This is a genomic window from Pseudomonas sp. GW821-FHT09E04 (assembly GCF_059416185.1).
In genome coordinates this window covers 1,081,272-1,098,931 of the sequence record NZ_JBWKOR010000001.1, presented here as the reverse complement: position 1 = coordinate 1,098,931, position 17,660 = coordinate 1,081,272, and the positions used below count along the sequence as shown (strand labels likewise).

The window sequence follows — 17,660 nt, the reverse complement described above, 5'->3', positions numbered from 1 at the left end:
ACCCCATGAATCTGACGACTCGGTCTGACGACTTTTCCCACGATCACCAGTTTCTTGGCGCGTCCCACGACGACAACGCCCGCCGCACCTTGTGGGTGGTGGCGCTGACGTTCGTGATGATGATCGGTGAAATTGCTGCCGGTTACCTCACCGGTTCCATGGCACTGCTGGCCGATGGTTTCCACATGGCGACCCACGCCGGCGCCCTCGGTATCGCGGCGGCGGCCTATGGTTTTGCCCGGCGCAACGCCAACAACCGGCGCTACAGTTTCGGCACCGGCAAGGTCGGCGATCTGGCGGGTTTTGCCTCGGCCATGGTGCTGGGGCTGGTGTCGCTGGGGATTGCCGGGGAGTCGATTTTCCGCCTGTTCGAGCCCACCAGTGTGGCGTTCGGCGAAGCAACCTTGATCGCCGTGGTCGGCCTGGGCGTCAACCTGCTCAGCGCCTTTTTGCTGGCTGGTCATCACGGTCATCATGACCACGGCCATAGCCACGATCATGGCCATCACCACCATCACGACAACAACCTGCGCTCAGCCTACGTGCACGTACTGGCCGATGCGTTGACGTCGGTGCTGGCGATTGCCGCGCTGCTTGCCGGTCGCTATCTGGGCTGGGTGTGGATGGATCCGGTGATGGGCATCGTCGGTTCCATCGTCATCGCCAAATGGGCCTGGAACCTGATGCGCGACAGCGCCGCCGTGCTGCTCGACACCACCGATGAACCGGTGGCCGAGGAGATCCGCGAATTGCTGGAAACGTCCGACGACGTGCGCATCAGCGATTTGCACGTCTGGCAGGTCGGCCCGCAGGCGCGAGCGGCGATTGTCAGTGTGGTGGCGGCTGCGGGCGTGACTGCCGAGGCGATTCGCGAGCGTCTGGCACCGGTGCATGAGCTGTCGCACCTGACCATCGAATTGCGCAACGCTTAAGTCGTTGCCTCGCAGAACAATGGAATCCGCCCATTGAGGGAAGGGCGGTAATGCCAGGCGAACCGCTTCAGGTCGATGTCATGGGTGAGGATTTCACCGACGGTGGCGCTGGCAATGGTCATCGCCAACCTTTGCCCCGGGCATTGATGACGGCCGCTGCCGAACGTGAAACTGCGGCGGTTCGGGCGATCCGGCAGAAATCGATCCGGGTTTTCGTTCAGTGCCGGGTCGCGGTTGGCTGAGGCGAGCAACACCAGAATCACGTCGCCCGCTTCAAGTCGCACGCCGTCGATTTCGCAGGTGTTCGCGACAAAACGTCGGGTGTTCTGCACTGATGGATCGAGGCGCTGGACTTCGGCCAACAGCGAATCCACTGGCACATCGCGTAATTCGGGCTGACGCTGCAACGCGACCAGCGCGTTGCCGATCAGGCCGGCGGTGGCTTCAAAGGTCTGCGAGCAAAGGCCGATCAGGTTGGCGATCAGCACGTCTTCTTCGCCTGAAAAGCGCTGTTGGATGTCGGCGAGAAACGGGTTTGGCTCCGCCAGTAATTCAATGAAGTAACCGTACAATTGCTCAGCCGCTCGATGCGCTGCCGCCAGTTGCAGGTCATTGCTCAGCGGTGAAAGGCACGCTGCAAAATCCGCAGTCAGCTCACTGATCGCCCGCGCTTGTGCCGGAGTGAATCCGAGCAAAGCCGCAACCACGCACACCGGGCCGCGAAACATTGCCTTATATAAGCCGTCGGCATCGTTAGTCACCAACCGTGCGGCGACCAGCGCTCTGACATCTTCGTCATTGATCAGCCCCAGCGTCGGCTCAATGGCCGAACGTGGGCAGCGCTGAGCTTCGCCGTCATTCATGCGCATCAACTGGCTGAACACCTTGCCCGCCATGCCATCGGCGATGGCGTTGGGCACCGGCTCCTGCACCGGGCGCACCCGGCAATCCGCATGCGCCAGCACCGCGCACACCGCTCGGGCGCTGCTGGCGATCCACAGTTTCAGTCCGTGATGAAAGGTCAAACCGCCCGCCGCGCGCAGTTTGGCGTAGTAAGGGTAGGGATCGGCGTGAGTCGCAGCGATGATCGGGTCCATGGTTCGCAACCTTGTCGGTGGGGAAAGGGAGAGTCGAGCGCTGAGTTTGACAGACAATGGTCTTATAGAGATCAAGGCGTGTTTTGGTGTGAGATACTTTGATAGCCAGATGTTAAATGCTGGCCAGTTGAACTGAAGTAATGGTGTGAAAGCAAGTTTTTAGTCTTCTGAATGGACTGTTTTAGTAGCTAAGGGAAATGACATGTATAAAAAAGAAATTGAATTTGACAAAAACAATAAGGCTCGCATTTATCAATTGATAATGCTGAAGGGGCACTGTCTTTTTGCGGGTGATATGCTGGATCTGGATTTGGGGGCGAAAGTCGAACCAAAGTTGGGGCACACATTCTTTAGTGATATGTCAGGTGCAGTTGATGTGCTTTTGTATTTTTTTATGAATGATGAAGTTACAAATTGCCTGCCGGAGCGCGGCCCCCTTCAGGAGCTGTTTGCGGAATTGAAAACAGAACATTTTAAAGAAGAGGACGAAAGACTGTTTCGAATGGCGATGGATGACATCAAGGATATGTACGGTAATCGTGTTGAATACATGATAGGCAGTAGTTTTCTGGATTTTACAGTCAGTTCTTATTCAGTGTTCGAGTTCTGGATGGGTAGGCTTTACGAGTCAATTAAGGAAACGGACGCCAAACGGAGAGAAAAAAAAGAAGCGTTTGTGAAGGAGCAGATAGGAGAATATAACGCAAAAACTGAACCTGAACGCCAGCAGATACTAAAAAATATAATGGAAAAAAGCAGCCCATTTATGTCGGGCAAGGGGAAGGTTGATTATATTTTTTCGAAGATGCCTTCTGATCTCGATGACCTTGATTTTCATAAAGAGGTGGTAGAGTTTTATGGGGCCCTCAGAAATACGGTGCATAATCTCGGGATTCATAAGGGACATAGAGACTACGAGTTATCACTTGGAAGTGGTGAGGTAACACTTCGTATAGGTGAATCTCATAGGACCAGTAATTGGTCTACTTCTATTGAGCTGTGTTATAAGTTGGTCGCTATCTATGTTGCCGCTATAACAAGCTTGGGCAAGGTAAATGAAGATCTTTGTGTAATCTATAAGTAGTGGGTGTGGCGATGTGTATTCAATGTGAAGCGCGAGTGTCGGGTTCTTGGGAGCGATTGGCAATCGGTCAGACGTACGTGACGCCTGATCAGATAAGGGGGGTCGAGTTCGAAATTTCACAGGTTACACCCGATTTCATTCGAATACTTCCGCAGAATATTTTGATCAATCAAACTGCGTTTGTCGCTACGCTTGCATATCTTTTTCATAATGCACATAGCGTTGAAAATCCGTGCCTTGTGGGGGCGAGTAATGAGCCCGATGACTCGGGTGCGTTATGTGCCTCGTCGCGAATGGAAAACAGAGGAGTACGCTGTATCAATTATGTGCTGCCGATTTTGCAGCGATCGGGGATCGTAGGAATATATGGTGGCAGAAGTAACTCAACGTGGTTGTTAGCCGATTAAATTCGATAATCATGCTTGCCATTGAGGGTGGGAAGAAGCAAGTTATGGTCGCAACAGGTCTAATCTATGATTTTCCAGCAGAAGCTATCGAAGGTGTGACCTGTAAAAGCAAAAGCCCCCATCGATCACTCGATGGGGGCTTTTGTGCATCTGGGCGTCAGATCAAACCTTGACGATCCAGCCGGCTGGCGCTTCGACGTCGCCGGTCTGCACGCCGGTCAGCTCTTTGTAGAGCTTCTGGGTCACAGGGCCGACTTCGGTTTCGCTGTGGAACACGTGCAGGTGGTCGTTGTAGCTGATGCCGCCGATCGGGGTGATCACCGCAGCGGTACCGCAAGCACCGGCTTCCTTGAAGTCCGACAGCTTGTCGATGAACACGTCGCCTTCGACCACTTCCAGGCCCAGACGGGACTTGGCCAGTTCAATCAGGGACAGACGGGTGATGCCCGGCAGTACCGATGGCGAGTTCGGGGTCACGAACTTGTTGTCGTGGGTGATCCCGAAGAAGTTGGCCGAACCGACTTCCTCGATCTTCTTGTGGGTCAGCGGATCCAGGTAGATGGCGTCAGCGAAGTGCGCTTTCTTGGCCTGGGAGCCCGGCATCAGGCTGGCAGCGTAGTTGCCACCGACCTTGGCGGCACCGGTGCCTTGTGGCGCGGCGCGGTCGAAGGAGGAGATCTGGAAGTTGTGCGGGGTCAGGCCGCCCTTGAAGTAGGCGCCCACCGGGATCGCGAACACCGAGAAGATGAACTCCGGTGCGGTGCGCACGCCGATGTTGTCACCCACGCCGATCACGAACGGACGCAGGTACAGCGCGCCGCCGGTGCCGTAAGGCGGGATGAAACGCTCGTTGGCGCGAACCACGTCCTTGCACGCTTCGATGAATTGCTCGGTGGACACATGCGGCATCAGCAGGCGGGCGCAGCTGCGCTGCATGCGGGCGGCGTTCTGGTCCGGACGGAACAGGTTGATCGAGCCGTCCTTGCAACGATAGGCCTTCAGGCCTTCGAAGCATTGCTGGCCATAGTGAAGGGCAGTGGAGCCTTCGCTGATGTGCAGCACGTTGTCTTCGGTCAGGGTGCCTTTGTCCCACTCGCCGTTGCGAAAGTACGACAGATAGCGTTTATCGGTCTTGATGTAATCAAAACCCAGCTTGTCCCAATTGATGCTTTCGTTACCCATGACACCCTCTATCACTTAACAACCGTCGAAACGGTTCAAGGCTTCTGACGTTTTTTTGGATGGGCACAACAATACTTCATTCTTGAGCGGTTTCGCAGCCCGGGCGATGGGGGGAGCAGCAGATTTATTAGCCTGCTTATGAAAAAACTCCCCCGCGTCGGGTTTTTACAGGTGCAACGCATGCCCGAGGGCACGCAACGCCGCTTCCTGCACCGCTTCACCCAGCGTCGGGTGCGCGTGGATGGTGCCGCCGATGTCCTCCAGTCGCGCGCCCATTTCCAGGCTTTGCGCGAACGCGGTCGACAGTTCCGACACCCCGACCCCGACCGCCTGCCAGCCGACAATCACATGATTGTCCCGACGGGCGACCACCCGCACGAAACCGGTTTTCGATTCCAGGGTCATCGCCCGACCATTGGCCGCGAACGGGAAGTTCGACACGATGCAGTCCAGTCCGGCAGCCTTGGCTTCATCCGGCGTCTTGCCGACGACCACCAGTTCCGGGTCGGTGAAGCACACGGCAGCGATGGCGGTCGGGTTGAATTCGCGGGTCTTGCCGCTGATCAGCTCGGCGACCATCTCGCCCTGGGCCATGGCGCGGTGAGCCAGCATCGGCTCGCCGCTCAGGTCGCCGATGGCATAGACGTTGCGCATGCTGGTCTGGCAGCGGCTGTCGATCTTGATCGCCGCGCCGTTCATGTCCAGGTTCAACGCTTCGAGGTTCCAGCCCTGGGTATTGGGTTTGCGACCGACGGCCACCAGCACCTGATCGGTTTCCAGGTTCAGGGTGTCGCCGTTCGGGTCGCGGACCTGCAACGTACCGTCGAAGCCCAGCACGCTGTGCTTGAGATACAGCTTCACGCCCAGTTGCTTAAGCGCGTCGTGCACCGGTTGGGTCAGTTCGGCGTCGTAGGCTGGCAGGATCCGATCCTGCGCCTCGACCACACTGACCTCGGCGCCGAGCTTGCGGTAGGCAATGCCCAATTCCAGACCGATGTAACCACCGCCGACCACGATCAGGCGTTTCGGTACCGACTTCGGCGCCAGTGCTTCGGTCGACGAAATGATCGGCCCGCCAATCGGCAGGATCGGCAGGTTGACGCTTTTCGAGCCGGTGGCCAGCACCAGATGTTCGCACTGGATGCGGGTGTCGCCGACGTCCACGGTCTTGCCGTCGACGACCTTGGCCCAGCCGTTGATGACCTGAACCTTGTTCTTCTTCAGCAACGCGGCGACGCCGGTGGTCAGGCGATCGACGATGCCGTCCTTCCACTCGACGCTCTTGGTGATGTCGAGGGTCGGTGCGGAAACGTTGATACCCAGTGCCGAATGCTGGTTGTGATGTTGAGTCTGGTGAAACTGCTCGGCCACATGGATAAGCGCTTTCGATGGAATGCAGCCGATGTTCAGACAGGTGCCGCCCAGTGATTCGCCCTCGACCAGAATGGTCGAAATGCCCAGTTGCCCGGCACGAATGGCCGTTACATAACCGCCGGGGCCGCCGCCGATGATCAGCAGCGTGGTGTACAGAGTTTGCATTGCATCACTCCACAAACAGGGTCGCGGGTTGTTCGATCAGGCCACGAATGGCCTGGATGAAGAGCGCCGCGTCCATGCCGTCGACCACGCGGTGATCGAAGGAGCTGGAGAGGTTCATCATCTTGCGGATCACCACCTGGCCTTTGACGACCATCGGGCGTTCGACGATTTTGTTCACACCGACGATCGCCACTTCCGGCAGGTTCAGCACCGGGGTGCTGACGATGCCGCCGAGGGCGCCGAGGCTGGTCAGGGTGATGGTCGAGCCGGACAGTTCATCGCGGCTGGCCTTGCCATTGCGGGCGGCGTTGGCCAGGCGGGAAATTTCTGCCGCGCTGTCCCACAGGCTGCGCGCCTCGGCGTGACGCACCACCGGCACCATCAGGCCGACATCGCTTTGGGTGGCGACGCCGACATGCACCGCGCCGAGGCGGGTGATGACCTGGGCTTCGTCGTCGTAGCGGGCGTTCATCTGCGGGAAGTCGCGCAGGGCGACGACCAGTGCACGCACGAGGAACGGCAGCAAGGTCAGCTTGCCACGGCTGGCGCCGTGTTTTTCGTTCAGGTGGGCGCGCAGTTCTTCAATCGCGGTGACGTCGATTTCCTCGACATAACTGAAGTGCGCGGCACGCTGAGTGGCGTCCTGCATGCGCTGGGCAATCTTGCGGCGCATGCCGATCACTTGAATCTGTTCTTCATCGTTACGCTGGGCGTAAGCGGCGGCGACAGGTGCTGAAGCGTTCGACTGACCTTGCGCCAGATAGGCGTCTAGGTCTTCGTGCAATACGCGTCCGGCCGGACCGGAACCACGCACCAGACGCAGTTGGATGCCCAGATCCAACGCATGTTTGCGCACGGCCGGCGAGGCCAGCGGGCGCTCATCGGCTTCGCGGGCGACCATCGGGCCCTGGCAAACGGTAGCCGCCGGACGCGGCGCGACAACAGCAGGTTTGCTTTCAGCGACGGCTTCGACTTTGGGTGCAACAGGTTCTTTCGCAGGAGCAGGAGCCGGTTTGTCGGACTCCTTCAGATTGCCAGCGCCTTCCACTTCGATGCTGATCAGAATACTGCCGACCGCCATCACTTCACCCGGCTGACCGCCCAGTGCAATGACTTTGCCGTGGACCGGCGACGGAATGTCGACCATCGCCTTGTCGGTCATCACATCCGCCAGCACCTGATCTTCAACGACCAGATCGCCGACCTTGACGTGCCACTGCGACAGTTCTACTTCTGCGATGCCTTCGCCGATGTCCGGCATCTTGATAACGTGCGTGCCCATTCAGACCTCCATGACCCGTTTCAGCGCCGCGCCCACTCGGGACGGCCCAGGGAAATACGCCCACTCCTGCGCGTGCGGGTAGGGGGTGTCCCAACCGGTGACGCGCTCGATCGGCGCTTCCAGGTGGTGGAAGCAATGCTCTTGCACCAGCGACACCAGTTCGGCGCCGAAACCGCAGGTGCGGGTGGCTTCGTGAACCACGACGCAACGGCCGGTTTTCTTCACGGATTTGACAATGGTTTCCAGGTCCAGCGGCCACAGGCTGCGCAGATCGATGACTTCAGCATCAACGCCGGATTCTTCGGCGGCGACTTGCGACACGTACACGGTGGTGCCGTAGGTCAGCACGGTCACGTCCTTGCCCGGACGGGCGATGGCGGCGACGTCCAGCGGCACGGTGTAGTAGCCGTCAGGCACCTGCGCGGCCGGGTGTTTCGACCACGGGGTTACCGGACGTTCGTGATGGCCGTCGAACGGGCCGTTGTACAGGCGTTTGGGTTCGAGGAAGATCACCGGGTCATCGTTTTCGATGGAGGCGATCAGCAGGCCCTTGGCGTCATACGGGTTGGACGGCATGACAGTGCGCAGGCCGCAGACCTGGGTGAACAGGGCTTCGATGCTCTGGCTGTGGGTCTGACCACCGTAGATGCCGCCACCGCAAGGCATGCGCAGGGTCATCGGCGCAGTGAATTCGCCGGCCGAGCGATAACGCAGGCGTGCCGCCTCGGAAATGATCTGGTCGTAGGCTGGGTAGACGTAGTCGGCGAACTGGATTTCCACCACCGGACGCAGACCGTAGGCGCCCATGCCTACGGCGGTCCCGACAATGCCGCTCTCGGAGATCGGCGCGTCGAACACCCGCGAGGTGCCGTACTTGGCCTGCAGGCCTTCGGTGCAACGGAACACGCCGCCGAAGTAGCCGACGTCCTGGCCGAACACCACAACGTTGTCGTCACGCTCAAGCATCACATCCATGGCCGAGCGCAGGGCCTGGATCATGGTCATGGTGGTCGTGGTCATGGCGGTTTCCAACTGAATATTGTTGTTGTGATCGTTCATGTCAGATCCCCAACTGCTGACGCTGGCGCTTCAAGTGCTCCGGCATCTCTTTGTAGACGTCTTCGAACATGGTCGCGGCGCTCGGAATCTGGCCGCCGGCGAGGGTGCCGTACTGTTCGGCCTGTTTCTGTGCGGCGATCACTTCGGCTTCGAGCTCGGCGCTGACGGCGGCGTGCTCTTCTTCCGACCAGTGGCCGACCTTGATCAGGTGCTGTTTCAGGCGGGCAATCGGGTCGCCCAGCGGGAAGTGGCTCCAGTCGTCGGCAGGACGGTATTTGGACGGATCGTCGGAGGTCGAGTGCGGGCCGGCGCGGTAGGTGACCCATTCGATCATGGTCGGGCCGAGGCCGCGGCGGGCGCGTTCGGCAGCCCAGGCGGAGGCGGCGTAGACCGCGTAGAAATCGTTGCCATCAACCCGCAGGGAAGCGATGCCGCAACCGACGCCGCGTCCGGCGAAGGTGGTGGCTTCACCACCGGCGATGGCCTGGAACGTCGAGATCGCCCACTGGTTGTTGACCACGTTGAGGATCACTGGCGCCCGGTAAACGTGAGCGAAGGTGAGGGCAGTGTGGAAGTCCGATTCGGCGGTGGCGCCGTCGCCGATCCAGGCCGAGGCGATTTTGGTGTCGCCCTTGATCGCCGAGGCCATGCCCCAGCCCACGCCCTGGATGAACTGGGTCGCGAGGTTGCCGGAAATGGTGAAGAAACCGGCGTCCTTGACCGAGTACATGATCGGCAGCTGACGGCCCTTGAGCGGGTCGCGCTCGTTGGACAGCAGTTGGCAGATCAGGTCGACCAGCGGTACGTCGCGGGCCATCAGGATGCTTTGCTGGCGGTAGGTCGGGAAGCACATGTCGTCGATGTTCAAGGCCAGGGCCTGAGCGCTGCCGATGGCTTCTTCGCCAAGGCTTTGCATGTAGAACGACATTTTTTTCTGACGCTGGGCGACCACCATGCGGTTGTCGTAGATCCGGGTCTTGAGCATGGCGCGCATGCCTTTGCGCAGGATCTCGACCGGCACGTTCTCAGCCCATGGGCCGAGGGCGTTGCCCTGGTCGTCGAGCACGCGAATCAGGCCACGGGCCAGGTCGGCGGTGTCGGCGGGTTCAACGTCGATGGAAGGTTTGCGCACCGTGCCGGCATCGGTCAGATGCAGGTAGGAGAAATCGGTTTTGCAGCCTGGGCGGCCCGAGGGTTCAGGGACGTGCAGACGCAGCGGTTCATACGCTTGGGTCATGGCTTCTACGCTCGATCTTGTGAATTTCTTGTAGTGAGCTGGCAGTCATTCTTCGATAAAAGAAATCTTGTCCTACAACAATCATAGGCCCGGGCAAGAAGAATATTTCTCTCTGTTTCGTTGCACTGGAGATCATTTGCAGATAGAAATTCTGCATAAACATAAAAAACAGGTGGTTTTGTCTCATGCGCAAACTGGACCGTACCGACATCGGCATTCTCAACAGCCTTCAAGAGAACGCGCGCATCACCAATGCTGACCTGGCCCGTTCGGTCAATCTGTCACCGACACCGTGCTTCAACCGGGTCAAGGCGATGGAAGAGTTGGGCCTGATTCGCGAGCAAGTGACTCTGCTGGACGCCGACCTGCTCGGGCTGCACGTGAACGTGTTCATTCACGTGAGCCTGGAGAAGCAGGTAGAGGAAGCGCTGCAGCATTTCGAAGAGGCGATTTCCGACCGGCCGGAAGTCATGGAGTGCTACCTGATGGCCGGCGACCCGGACTATCTGATCCGGGTGCTGGTGCCGACCATTCAGTCGCTTGAGCGGTTCATGATGGACTTCCTGACCAAGGTGCCGGGCGTGGCCAACATCCGGTCAAGTTTTGCGCTCAAACAGGTGCGTTACAAGACGGCACTGCCGTTACCGGCGAATGGGTTGACGTTGGGCACCTAGCGCTGACACTTTCGCCGCCTCTGGATCAATACCTTATTGCGGCGAAAGAGCTGAAACTCCGGATGTTTCGTGATCAGTCCACTTTTTGTAGCATCCGGATTTAAGATCTGCATACCCCGAAGCATTACTTCCGCTTTGTTTGGTCGTCGCGGTGACCTCGCGGTCAACCAGCCAATGACATCTGAGTTCGGCGCGAGTAATGCCAACGTAAGCTAAACGCAGTGCCTCATCTGATTGAGCGTTGTCGTAAGGCGCTGGAGATTTGTCGCCCAGTTGGGTGAGGTTGTAAATGTCGTTGCGTTTGGATTTCGTCGGGTTATAGAAGCAATCACCGATAACGAAAACAGATTGCGCCTGCAATCCTTTGGACTTGTGAAAGGTCATCAGTTTGACGTTGCGCTGTTTTTTTTGCGCTTCTTGCAATAGGCCTCGTAGGGCTGTTCTGTATGCTTTTTCAACATCGCCAACGCGAAATACCATCAGTATGCTATGACCGTCGTCATAGGCTTGTCTGACGAGTCGCAGAATCGTTTCGTCCGGTTCGACGATTTTTTTATCTTTAGCCACGTAGTGCATGTATACGGGTGTCTTTTGATTAACGACTTTTTCGTTCGCTGCAATCCCATGCTTGGCTTTATCGGTTGTGGTGGGACGGACAACTTGTTCGGCAGCATCAATGATTGTCTGATGGGAACGGTAGTTGTTCTGCATGTACAGAGTGTTGCGCGTATGGGCGTGGAAATGCTTATGGAAGTCCATCAGATACAGGGGTGAGCTACCGCGCCAGCCATAGATACTTTGCCAGTCGTCGCCGACTGCCATCAGACTGTTGCCCAATCCGGGCAGGCCTTGATTACGATTACGGATCTCTTTGCAGCATTGCCGGACCCAGGAAATGTTCAGGCCGGACACGTCCTGGAACTCATCAATCATGAGATGCCGCATGCCGTCTAGCTCGGCTGTTGGAATGCGCTTAATATTTTCCGGATTGTGTTCGCCAAACAGTGCGAATGCCTTGTTGAAGGTGATCAATCTTTTGGGCGACATGCTTTCCAGGTAATCATGGAAGCCGCGCCAATAGATCTGCAAGGCGAGGTAGAAAGGCTGGCGTGGGTCGCCCGGCGTAAAATCTAATGAACCGATCGCCTGGACTACATCCAACCCCAGGTTCTCGATGTAGTTGGCTTCGGCAAAGAACACTTCGGTCAGCTTCGTTTCCTTGATAGTCGTGCCCGGCAAGTGATAATCAAAACCGGCGTCCTGAAAGATCATGTGCTGGGCATTGCCCATCAGCGTCTTTGCGGCCATAACGTTATTGATGAGAATGTATTTTTTCCCCCGATAACATTCTCCAATCATCGCCTGGCGGCTCCAGCTCTCTTGTTTGAGATTCACTGTCTGGCCTTCGCGCCTAGGAATTTCGGCCGACTGGTTTTTCGTGTCCGGCCAACCAAGAATTACCAGTGTTTCGAGCTCTTCCAAGTAACCATGGGCTATGAAGGGGGTTCTCTCGATGTTGAAGGTTCGACGCTCGGCCACACCTGGAATTGGCCATAGACCCAACTCCACCCATGCGGCCTCAATTTCATCGCAGACAGCTTCATCCTTTTCGGACATCTTGCCGAGAATCTGATTTTTTTTGATTCGCATGGACTCAGACATAGGATCCGGCTTGACGAAGACGATCGATTGGTAGAGATCCAGGATGTGTTTTTTGAACGTCAGGTCTTTCTCGTAAAGGCTATTGAATACTTGGGAAAGAACCAATCCTTGCTCATTCGTGATCTTTGACGAAAAGGGGTTTTCCAACTCGTCCTCATCCTCACCTGATTTTTTTGCGCCCAAGAAATCGAAATAGTCGATAGGCGCATCCGAGAACGCTTTCATGAAGCCGAATACTTTGCTGTGAAAGGTGCGCACCAAACTCTTGGTTTGACTCTCACTCAGGTCTTTGCCCCACGATTTGAAAATCTTCACCATCTTTTTCTGCAAGTCTTTTTTAGACTCAGTGGTGAAGGTAGTCACCTGCATGTGATGAAGGGGGATGCCCAGGTGAAAGTGTTTAAGCACAACACGCAAGGCCAACGTCGTGGACTTCCCGGAGCCCGCGCCAGCGATCACTGAAGTACAGGTCGTGTCGGCAAAGATCATTGCCCACTGCTGATCGCTCGGTTGTTCTTTCTTATCAAGTTTTTCCCACACCTCGTCGCGCATTTTCTGCTTGATATCATCGGTGATGGGCATGAGTTCATTGTCAAAAAGGGAGTGATCCTCTCCTGGCAAGGATGCGGCTGAGCGCAGGTCGTTGATCTCTAGAATGGCGCGCCCCTCTGCATAACCCTCAGCGTAGCCGAGATCCTTTCCGGCAAGCAGGCCCGCGTCATTGCCAAGCTTGATTCCTTCTTCTCTACCCTCGAAGAAGGATCGCCCGTCAATGGCTTTGAGTGCCTCAAGGACTTTGGATGACAAGTAGGCGATTGCGCGAAGGGAAATAGAGAGGTGGCGATTGAATGTTTCAGGTTCCAGCTCAGGGGGTTGCCCCTGTGGAGAAGTTTGACTCATGGTTTCCCTGCAAAAAAGTCTTCTCGACGAAGTGTGACTTCGACGATGTCCGTGTTATTGCTCACCTGCGCATTTGTAATCGCAGGGAGTCTGCCGTAGCGGTTTAGGTTTCCGGATATTACACGGTAGTGGCATTTTGGCTAGGGCACGGTCCAGAGCGCTCCTTTAAATGAGGGAGCGAATAATCATCTGGGCAATTGAACTCACATTTTGTTGATCGGAATCTTCAGGTAGACAACGCCATTACCTTCCGCCGGCGGCAGATTCCCCGCCCGCACATTCACCTGAATCGCCGGCAGCAACAGCGTCGGCATGCCCAACCCGGCATCACGTTTGGTGCGCATCTCGACGAACGCGGTTTCGTCGACGCCGTCATGCACATGGATATTGCTTTTACGCTGTTCGCCAACGGTGGTCTGGCACTGTGAGGCGCGACCTGCGGGTGGGTAGTCGTGGCAGACGTAGAGCTTCACGCTGGCTGGGAAGGCCAGCAGTTTGTGGATCGAATTGAACAGTTGATTCGCGTTGCCGCCGGGGAAGTCGCAACGGGCGGTGCCGACGTCGGGCATGAACAGCGTGTCGCCGACCAGGATCTGTTCGCCGTCGATCAGGTAGGCCATGTCCGCCGGGGTGTGGCCGGGGACGTGCAGGGCGGTGGCCTTGAGATTGCCGATCCTGAATGACTCGTTCGGCGCGAACAGGTGATCGAATTGCGAACCATCGACGCGAAATTCCGGCTCCAGGTTGAACAGCGCCTTGAACACGTTCTGCACTTTGCTGATCGATTCGCCAATCGCGATCTTGCCGCCCAGTTCACGACGCAGATAAGGCGCGGCGGACAGGTGGTCGGCGTGGGCGTGGGTTTCCAGCAGCCACTGCACTTGCAGCTTATGGGCGCGAACAAAGGCAATGATCTTGTCGGCCTGAGCCGTGCAGGTGCGACCGGCGGCGCCGTCGTAATCAAGCACCGGATCGACGATTGCGCATTGCCCGCCATCGGCCTCGTAGACCACATAGCTGTAGGTCGAAGAGGCGGGGTCTAGGAAAGCTTCAATCAGCGCGGGCATGGACACGGTCCTGTGCAGGAGGTGGAAAGTCAGGGTTGCAACACTTTATGTAAAAACATAATGTTCGCAGCTTAAGTGACGTTGAAGGCATCCTGCAAATGCAATCCAGTCTGACCGAATGTGAAGTCGCCCAACTGCGGGCCTCGGCCTCCAAGGCCTGTTCGCTGCTCAAGGCCTTGGCCAACGAGGATCGGTTGTTGATCCTGTGCCAGTTGACCCAGGGCGAACGCAACGTCGGCGAGCTGGAGAAAATGACCGGCGTGCGTCAGCCGACCCTGTCCCAGCAACTGGGCATCCTGCGTGATGAAGGGCTGGTCGCGACCCGTCGTGAAGGCAAGTACATTTTCTACGGTCTCGCCAGTCATGAAGTCATCCAGGTGATGAAAACACTGTCCGGACTCTACTGCGGAGCCGTGCTCAAAAGCTGGGCGCAATAGACCCGGCTATCCTTGCGTGCAGCAATAAGGAACAAGCAATGAACGATCAACACTGGGGCCCATCCATCAGTGCGGACATCGTGGTCATCGGCGGGGGCACTGCCGGCATCGGTTTTGTCGCCAGCCTGCTCAAACGTGACCCGCACCTGAATATCACGGTGATCGAACCGAGTGCCCAGCATTACTACCAACCGGCCTGGACGCTGGTCGGCGGTGGCGCCTACGACGCCAAAGACACCGCCCGACCGATGAACAAGGTACTGCCGCGTCAGGCCACCTGGATTCAGGCGGCAGTGACCAACATCGATCCCGACACACGCCAACTCACCCTCAACGATCAACGCACCGTCACCTATCAGAACCTGATCGTCTGCCCCGGCCTGCGCCTGGCGTGGGAGAAGATCGAAGGCTTGCAGGAAAGTCTCGGCCAGCACGGTGTGACGTCCAACTACAGCTATCAGCATGCGCAATACACTTGGGAACAGGTGCAGAAACTGCGCGGCGGCAAGGCGCTGTTCACTCAGCCGGCGATGCCGATCAAATGCGCCGGTGCCCCTCAGAAGGCGCTCTATCTGTCCTGCGACCACTGGCTCAAGAAGGGCGTATTGAACAAGGTCGAGGTTGAATTCAACCTGGCCGGCGCCGCGCTGTTCGGTGTGGCGACCTTCGTGCCGCCGCTGATGAAATACATCGAGAAATACAACGCGCGGCTGGCGTTCAATTCCAATCTGGTGAAGGTCGATGGCCCGGCGAAAACCGCCTGGTTTGACATCAAGGACGCGGACGGCTACGTCACCCGTCAGGCGAAAACCTTCGACCTGCTACACGTGGTGCCGCCGCAGGTTTCGCCGGACTTCATCGCGCAGAGTCCGCTGGCCGAAGCCGCCGGCTGGTGCGAGGTCAACCCGCACACGCTGCAACATCCGCGTTATCCCGAAGTGTTTGCGCTGGGCGATATCTGCGGCACCACCAATGCGAAAACCGCGGCGGCAGTGCGCAAGCAAGTCGTGGTGGTGGCGGAAAATCTGCTGGCGTTGCGCAAGGAACTGGCGCTGCCACTGAAGTACGACGGCTACGGTTCCTGCCCGCTGACGGTGGAGAAGGGCAAGGTGATCCTCGCCGAGTTCGGCTATGGCGGTAAGTTGCTGTCGACCTTTCCCCTCGACCCGACCGTGCCGCGCCGTTCTGCATGGTGGCTGAAGGCGACCCTGCTGCCGTGGTTCTACTGGCACGGCATGCTCAAGGGCCGCGAATGGCTGACGAGCCTGTCCAAAGTCGACTGAGAACACTCTATGTTGCTGGCAAGTCTGTTTGGCGTGTTGATGGGGTTGATCCTCGGTCTGACCGGGGCCGGCGGCGGGATTCTCGCGGTGCCCGCGCTGGTGCTCGGACTGGGCTGGACGATGACGCAAGCGGCGCCGGTGGCGTTGTTCGCCGTCGGCAGCGCGGCGGCGGTCGGTGCCATCGACGGTCTGCGCCATGGTCTGGTGCGTTATCGCGCGGCGCTGTTGATTGCGGCACTTGGTGCAGTGTTTTCGCCGGTGGGCATCTACTTCGCCCATCAGTTGCCGGAAAAGATCCTGATGATCCTGTTCAGCCTGCTGATGGTGATGGTGGCGTGGCGCATGCTGCGCCGCGAACGCCAGGAGCCGGGCCCGAGCGATCATGGCCACGCCAGTTGGGGGCAGAAGAACTGCATGCTCAACGAACAGACCGGTCGCTTCGACTGGACCGCCAAATGCACCGCGACCCTGGCGGCGTTGGGCGCGGTCACCGGCGTGGTGTCTGGTTTGCTGGGGGTTGGCGGCGGGTTTCTGATCGTGCCGGCGTTCAAGCAACTGACCGATGTGCAGATGCGCGGGATCGTCGCCACTTCCTTGATGGTCATCAGCCTGATTTCCGCCATTGGCGTGATCGGCGCGTTTCATGCCGGGGTGCGGATCGATCATCTGGGCGCGGCGTTTATCGTTGCGAGCATCGTCGGCATGATCGTCGGGCGCAAACTTTGCGCGCGGGTACCGGCGCGGGCGTTGCAGGTGGGGTTTGCCAGTGTGTGCCTGGTGGTTGCGGCTTATATGCTGCTGCGGGCGTGAGTCGTTAAACAGAGAAAAATCGCAGCCTTGGCTGCGATTTTTTTTCACTGGTTGTAAGCCGCCTCGGTGTTGTCGATCAGCGGGTTTTTCTCGGTCAGCACCACCTGGGCAATCTGATCCTTGCGCATGAATGTCACCTTCGGATGCGATTGCGCGTAACGGATAAAACGTTCCATCGCCTCGACCATCGCCGGCGTGCCGCCGATGCGGTCGTGCAGACTCACCGACATCATCCGCCGCTTGCTCGCGCCTTCGGCGTAGAGGCGATCGAATTCCAGCACCAGTTGCTGATAGAACTGCTCGGCGGAGAAGTGCCGGCCCTCGATCAATACGATGTCGTTGTTGCGCAGGGTGTAGGGCACCACGGCGAATTTGCGCCCGCGAACCATCGTCACGAAGGGTTCGTCGCGGCTGACGTCGTCGATGTGGTAGGTGAAATTCAGATCCTGCAGCACCTTCAACGTATTGGGACTGCGGCGCAGCCAGTTGGCGTTGTAGCCGACCGAGCGCTGGCCGGTGATTTTTTCCACGGCTGCGACGCCATCACCGATGAACTGTTTTTCCTGGGCGTAGTTCATGTTGTACGAGTCGGCCCAGCGCATGCCATGGGCTGCCAGTTCATGGCCGCGCTCGGCGATCGCCTTGGCCAGTTCCGGGTGCTTGAGCGCCGCTTCGCCGACCACGTGGGAGGTGACCTTGATGCCGGTGCGGTCCCACAGATCAAGCATGCGCCACAAGCCTTCCTTGTAGCCGTAATCGAACCAGGTCTGCGCCGGCAGGTCCGGGTAGCCTTTGGGCAACGGTGTACCGGAGAACGGACTTTCAGCACCCTCGGGCTGGCCGCCGGTTTCGAATTGCATCGACACCGAAATCACCAGTTGCGAGCCATCCGGCCAGGGTCGTTCCTGGGCGAAGGCGAGGGCAGGCAGCATCAGGGCGGCTGCCAGCAGGTTTTTCAGCAGACGCGGGGAGCGTTGCCAGCGGGAAGTGGTCATAACGGGCACCTTG

Annotated in this window: 15 protein-coding genes; 6 read left to right on the top strand and 9 right to left on the bottom strand. The window is 58.1% G+C overall.

Translation table 11 applies throughout. From position 1 onward, the window contains the following. Positions 1-5: 5 nt before the first annotated feature. Complete coding sequence (gene dmeF / locus AC07N4_RS04965; RefSeq protein WP_096822564.1) at positions 6-932, top strand: CDF family Co(II)/Ni(II) efflux transporter DmeF; 927 nt, start codon at positions 6-8, stop codon at positions 930-932. Here dmeF and AC07N4_RS04960 read toward each other — a convergent pair. After that, positions 929-2,029 (bottom strand): cytochrome P450, encoded by a 1,101-nt coding sequence (locus AC07N4_RS04960; RefSeq protein WP_493065086.1) that lies wholly within the window; start codon positions 2,027-2,029, stop codon positions 929-931. The genes dmeF and AC07N4_RS04960 overlap by 4 nt on opposite strands. A gap of 202 nt (positions 2,030-2,231) precedes the next feature. Between AC07N4_RS04960 and AC07N4_RS04955 the strand changes: the two genes are divergently transcribed. Further along, entirely contained in the window at positions 2,232-3,113 is an 882-nt protein-coding gene (locus tag AC07N4_RS04955; RefSeq protein ID WP_102621995.1) for a hypothetical protein, read from the top strand. Positions 3,114-3,682: 569 nt separating this feature from the next. Here AC07N4_RS04955 and AC07N4_RS04950 read toward each other — a convergent pair. From AC07N4_RS04950 to AC07N4_RS04930, 5 genes are all read right to left on the bottom strand, one after another. Continuing rightward, on the bottom strand, positions 3,683-4,702 hold the full coding sequence (locus tag AC07N4_RS04950; protein ID WP_096822558.1) for a branched-chain amino acid aminotransferase: 1,020 nt from the start codon (positions 4,700-4,702) through the stop codon (positions 3,683-3,685). 165 nt (positions 4,703-4,867) lie between these two features. After that, entirely contained in the window at positions 4,868-6,241 is a 1,374-nt protein-coding gene (gene lpdA, locus AC07N4_RS04945; RefSeq protein ID WP_493065085.1) for a dihydrolipoyl dehydrogenase, read from the bottom strand. 4 nt (positions 6,242-6,245) lie between these two features. After that, a complete protein-coding gene (locus AC07N4_RS04940) occupies positions 6,246-7,523 on the bottom strand; it encodes a dihydrolipoamide acetyltransferase family protein (RefSeq protein WP_493065084.1) in 1,278 nt (425 codons plus the stop codon). Next, positions 7,524-8,582: an alpha-ketoacid dehydrogenase subunit beta gene (locus AC07N4_RS04935; RefSeq protein ID WP_085711528.1), complete on the bottom strand. Its 1,059-nt coding sequence runs from the start codon at positions 8,580-8,582 to the stop codon at positions 7,524-7,526. Position 8,583: 1 nt separating this feature from the next. Then, entirely contained in the window at positions 8,584-9,819 is a 1,236-nt protein-coding gene (locus tag AC07N4_RS04930; RefSeq protein WP_007965287.1) for a 3-methyl-2-oxobutanoate dehydrogenase (2-methylpropanoyl-transferring) subunit alpha, read from the bottom strand. A 185-nt stretch (positions 9,820-10,004) separates the two neighbouring features. Between AC07N4_RS04930 and bkdR the strand changes: the two genes are divergently transcribed. Next, positions 10,005-10,493, top strand: a complete 489-nt coding sequence (bkdR, locus tag AC07N4_RS04925; protein WP_008059350.1) for a Bkd operon transcriptional regulator BkdR — start codon at positions 10,005-10,007, stop codon at positions 10,491-10,493. 33 nt (positions 10,494-10,526) lie between these two features. On the opposite strand, the gene AC07N4_RS04920 is transcribed toward bkdR, so the two are convergent. Continuing rightward, positions 10,527-13,055 carry a UvrD-helicase domain-containing protein gene (locus tag AC07N4_RS04920; protein ID WP_493065083.1) on the bottom strand — a complete coding sequence of 843 codons (2,529 nt, stop codon included), beginning with the start codon at positions 13,053-13,055 and terminating at the stop codon, positions 10,527-10,529. Positions 13,056-13,258: 203 nt separating this feature from the next. Continuing rightward, complete coding sequence (locus tag AC07N4_RS04915; RefSeq protein ID WP_493065082.1) at positions 13,259-14,122, bottom strand: MBL fold metallo-hydrolase; 864 nt, start codon at positions 14,120-14,122, stop codon at positions 13,259-13,261. Positions 14,123-14,220: 98 nt separating this feature from the next. Between AC07N4_RS04915 and AC07N4_RS04910 the strand changes: the two genes are divergently transcribed. From AC07N4_RS04910 to AC07N4_RS04900, 3 genes are read left to right on the top strand one after another with little or no spacing between them, the layout of a single operon-like run. Then, entirely contained in the window at positions 14,221-14,559 is a 339-nt protein-coding gene (locus AC07N4_RS04910; RefSeq protein ID WP_007952897.1) for an ArsR/SmtB family transcription factor, read from the top strand. 38 nt (positions 14,560-14,597) lie between these two features. After that, entirely contained in the window at positions 14,598-15,842 is a 1,245-nt protein-coding gene (locus AC07N4_RS04905) for an NAD(P)/FAD-dependent oxidoreductase (protein WP_493065081.1), read from the top strand. A 9-nt stretch (positions 15,843-15,851) separates the two neighbouring features. Beyond that, positions 15,852-16,652: a sulfite exporter TauE/SafE family protein gene (locus AC07N4_RS04900; protein ID WP_096822551.1), complete on the top strand. Its 801-nt coding sequence runs from the start codon at positions 15,852-15,854 to the stop codon at positions 16,650-16,652. 44 nt (positions 16,653-16,696) lie between these two features. On the opposite strand, the gene AC07N4_RS04895 is transcribed toward AC07N4_RS04900, so the two are convergent. Then, the gene (locus tag AC07N4_RS04895; RefSeq protein WP_493065080.1) at positions 16,697-17,647 is read right to left on the bottom strand and encodes a polysaccharide deacetylase family protein; all 951 of its coding nucleotides are present in this window, start codon (positions 17,645-17,647) and stop codon (positions 16,697-16,699) included. Positions 17,648-17,660 lie beyond the last annotated feature (13 nt).

Excerpts from the sequence above, each read along its gene's own strand:
- dmeF (WP_096822564.1), top strand. The coding sequence starts at position 6 with ATGAATCTGACGACTCGGTCTGACGACTTTTCCCACGATCACCAGTTT.
- AC07N4_RS04960 (WP_493065086.1), bottom strand. The coding sequence starts at position 2,029 with ATGGACCCGATCATCGCTGCGACTCACGCCGATCCCTACCCTTACTAC.
- AC07N4_RS04955 (WP_102621995.1), top strand. The coding sequence starts at position 2,232 with ATGTATAAAAAAGAAATTGAATTTGACAAAAACAATAAGGCTCGCATT.
- AC07N4_RS04950 (WP_096822558.1), bottom strand. The coding sequence starts at position 4,702 with ATGGGTAACGAAAGCATCAATTGGGACAAGCTGGGTTTTGATTACATC.
- lpdA (WP_493065085.1), bottom strand. The coding sequence starts at position 6,241 with ATGCAAACTCTGTACACCACGCTGCTGATCATCGGCGGCGGCCCCGGC.
- AC07N4_RS04940 (WP_493065084.1), bottom strand. The coding sequence starts at position 7,523 with ATGGGCACGCACGTTATCAAGATGCCGGACATCGGCGAAGGCATCGCA.
- AC07N4_RS04935 (WP_085711528.1), bottom strand. The coding sequence starts at position 8,582 with ATGAACGATCACAACAACAATATTCAGTTGGAAACCGCCATGACCACG.
- AC07N4_RS04930 (WP_007965287.1), bottom strand. The coding sequence starts at position 9,819 with ATGACCCAAGCGTATGAACCGCTGCGTCTGCACGTCCCTGAACCCTCG.
- bkdR (WP_008059350.1), top strand. The coding sequence starts at position 10,005 with ATGCGCAAACTGGACCGTACCGACATCGGCATTCTCAACAGCCTTCAA.
- AC07N4_RS04920 (WP_493065083.1), bottom strand. The coding sequence starts at position 13,055 with ATGAGTCAAACTTCTCCACAGGGGCAACCCCCTGAGCTGGAACCTGAA.
- AC07N4_RS04915 (WP_493065082.1), bottom strand. The coding sequence starts at position 14,122 with ATGCCCGCGCTGATTGAAGCTTTCCTAGACCCCGCCTCTTCGACCTAC.
- AC07N4_RS04910 (WP_007952897.1), top strand. The coding sequence starts at position 14,221 with ATGCAATCCAGTCTGACCGAATGTGAAGTCGCCCAACTGCGGGCCTCG.
- AC07N4_RS04905 (WP_493065081.1), top strand. The coding sequence starts at position 14,598 with ATGAACGATCAACACTGGGGCCCATCCATCAGTGCGGACATCGTGGTC.
- AC07N4_RS04900 (WP_096822551.1), top strand. The coding sequence starts at position 15,852 with ATGTTGCTGGCAAGTCTGTTTGGCGTGTTGATGGGGTTGATCCTCGGT.
- AC07N4_RS04895 (WP_493065080.1), bottom strand. The coding sequence starts at position 17,647 with ATGACCACTTCCCGCTGGCAACGCTCCCCGCGTCTGCTGAAAAACCTG.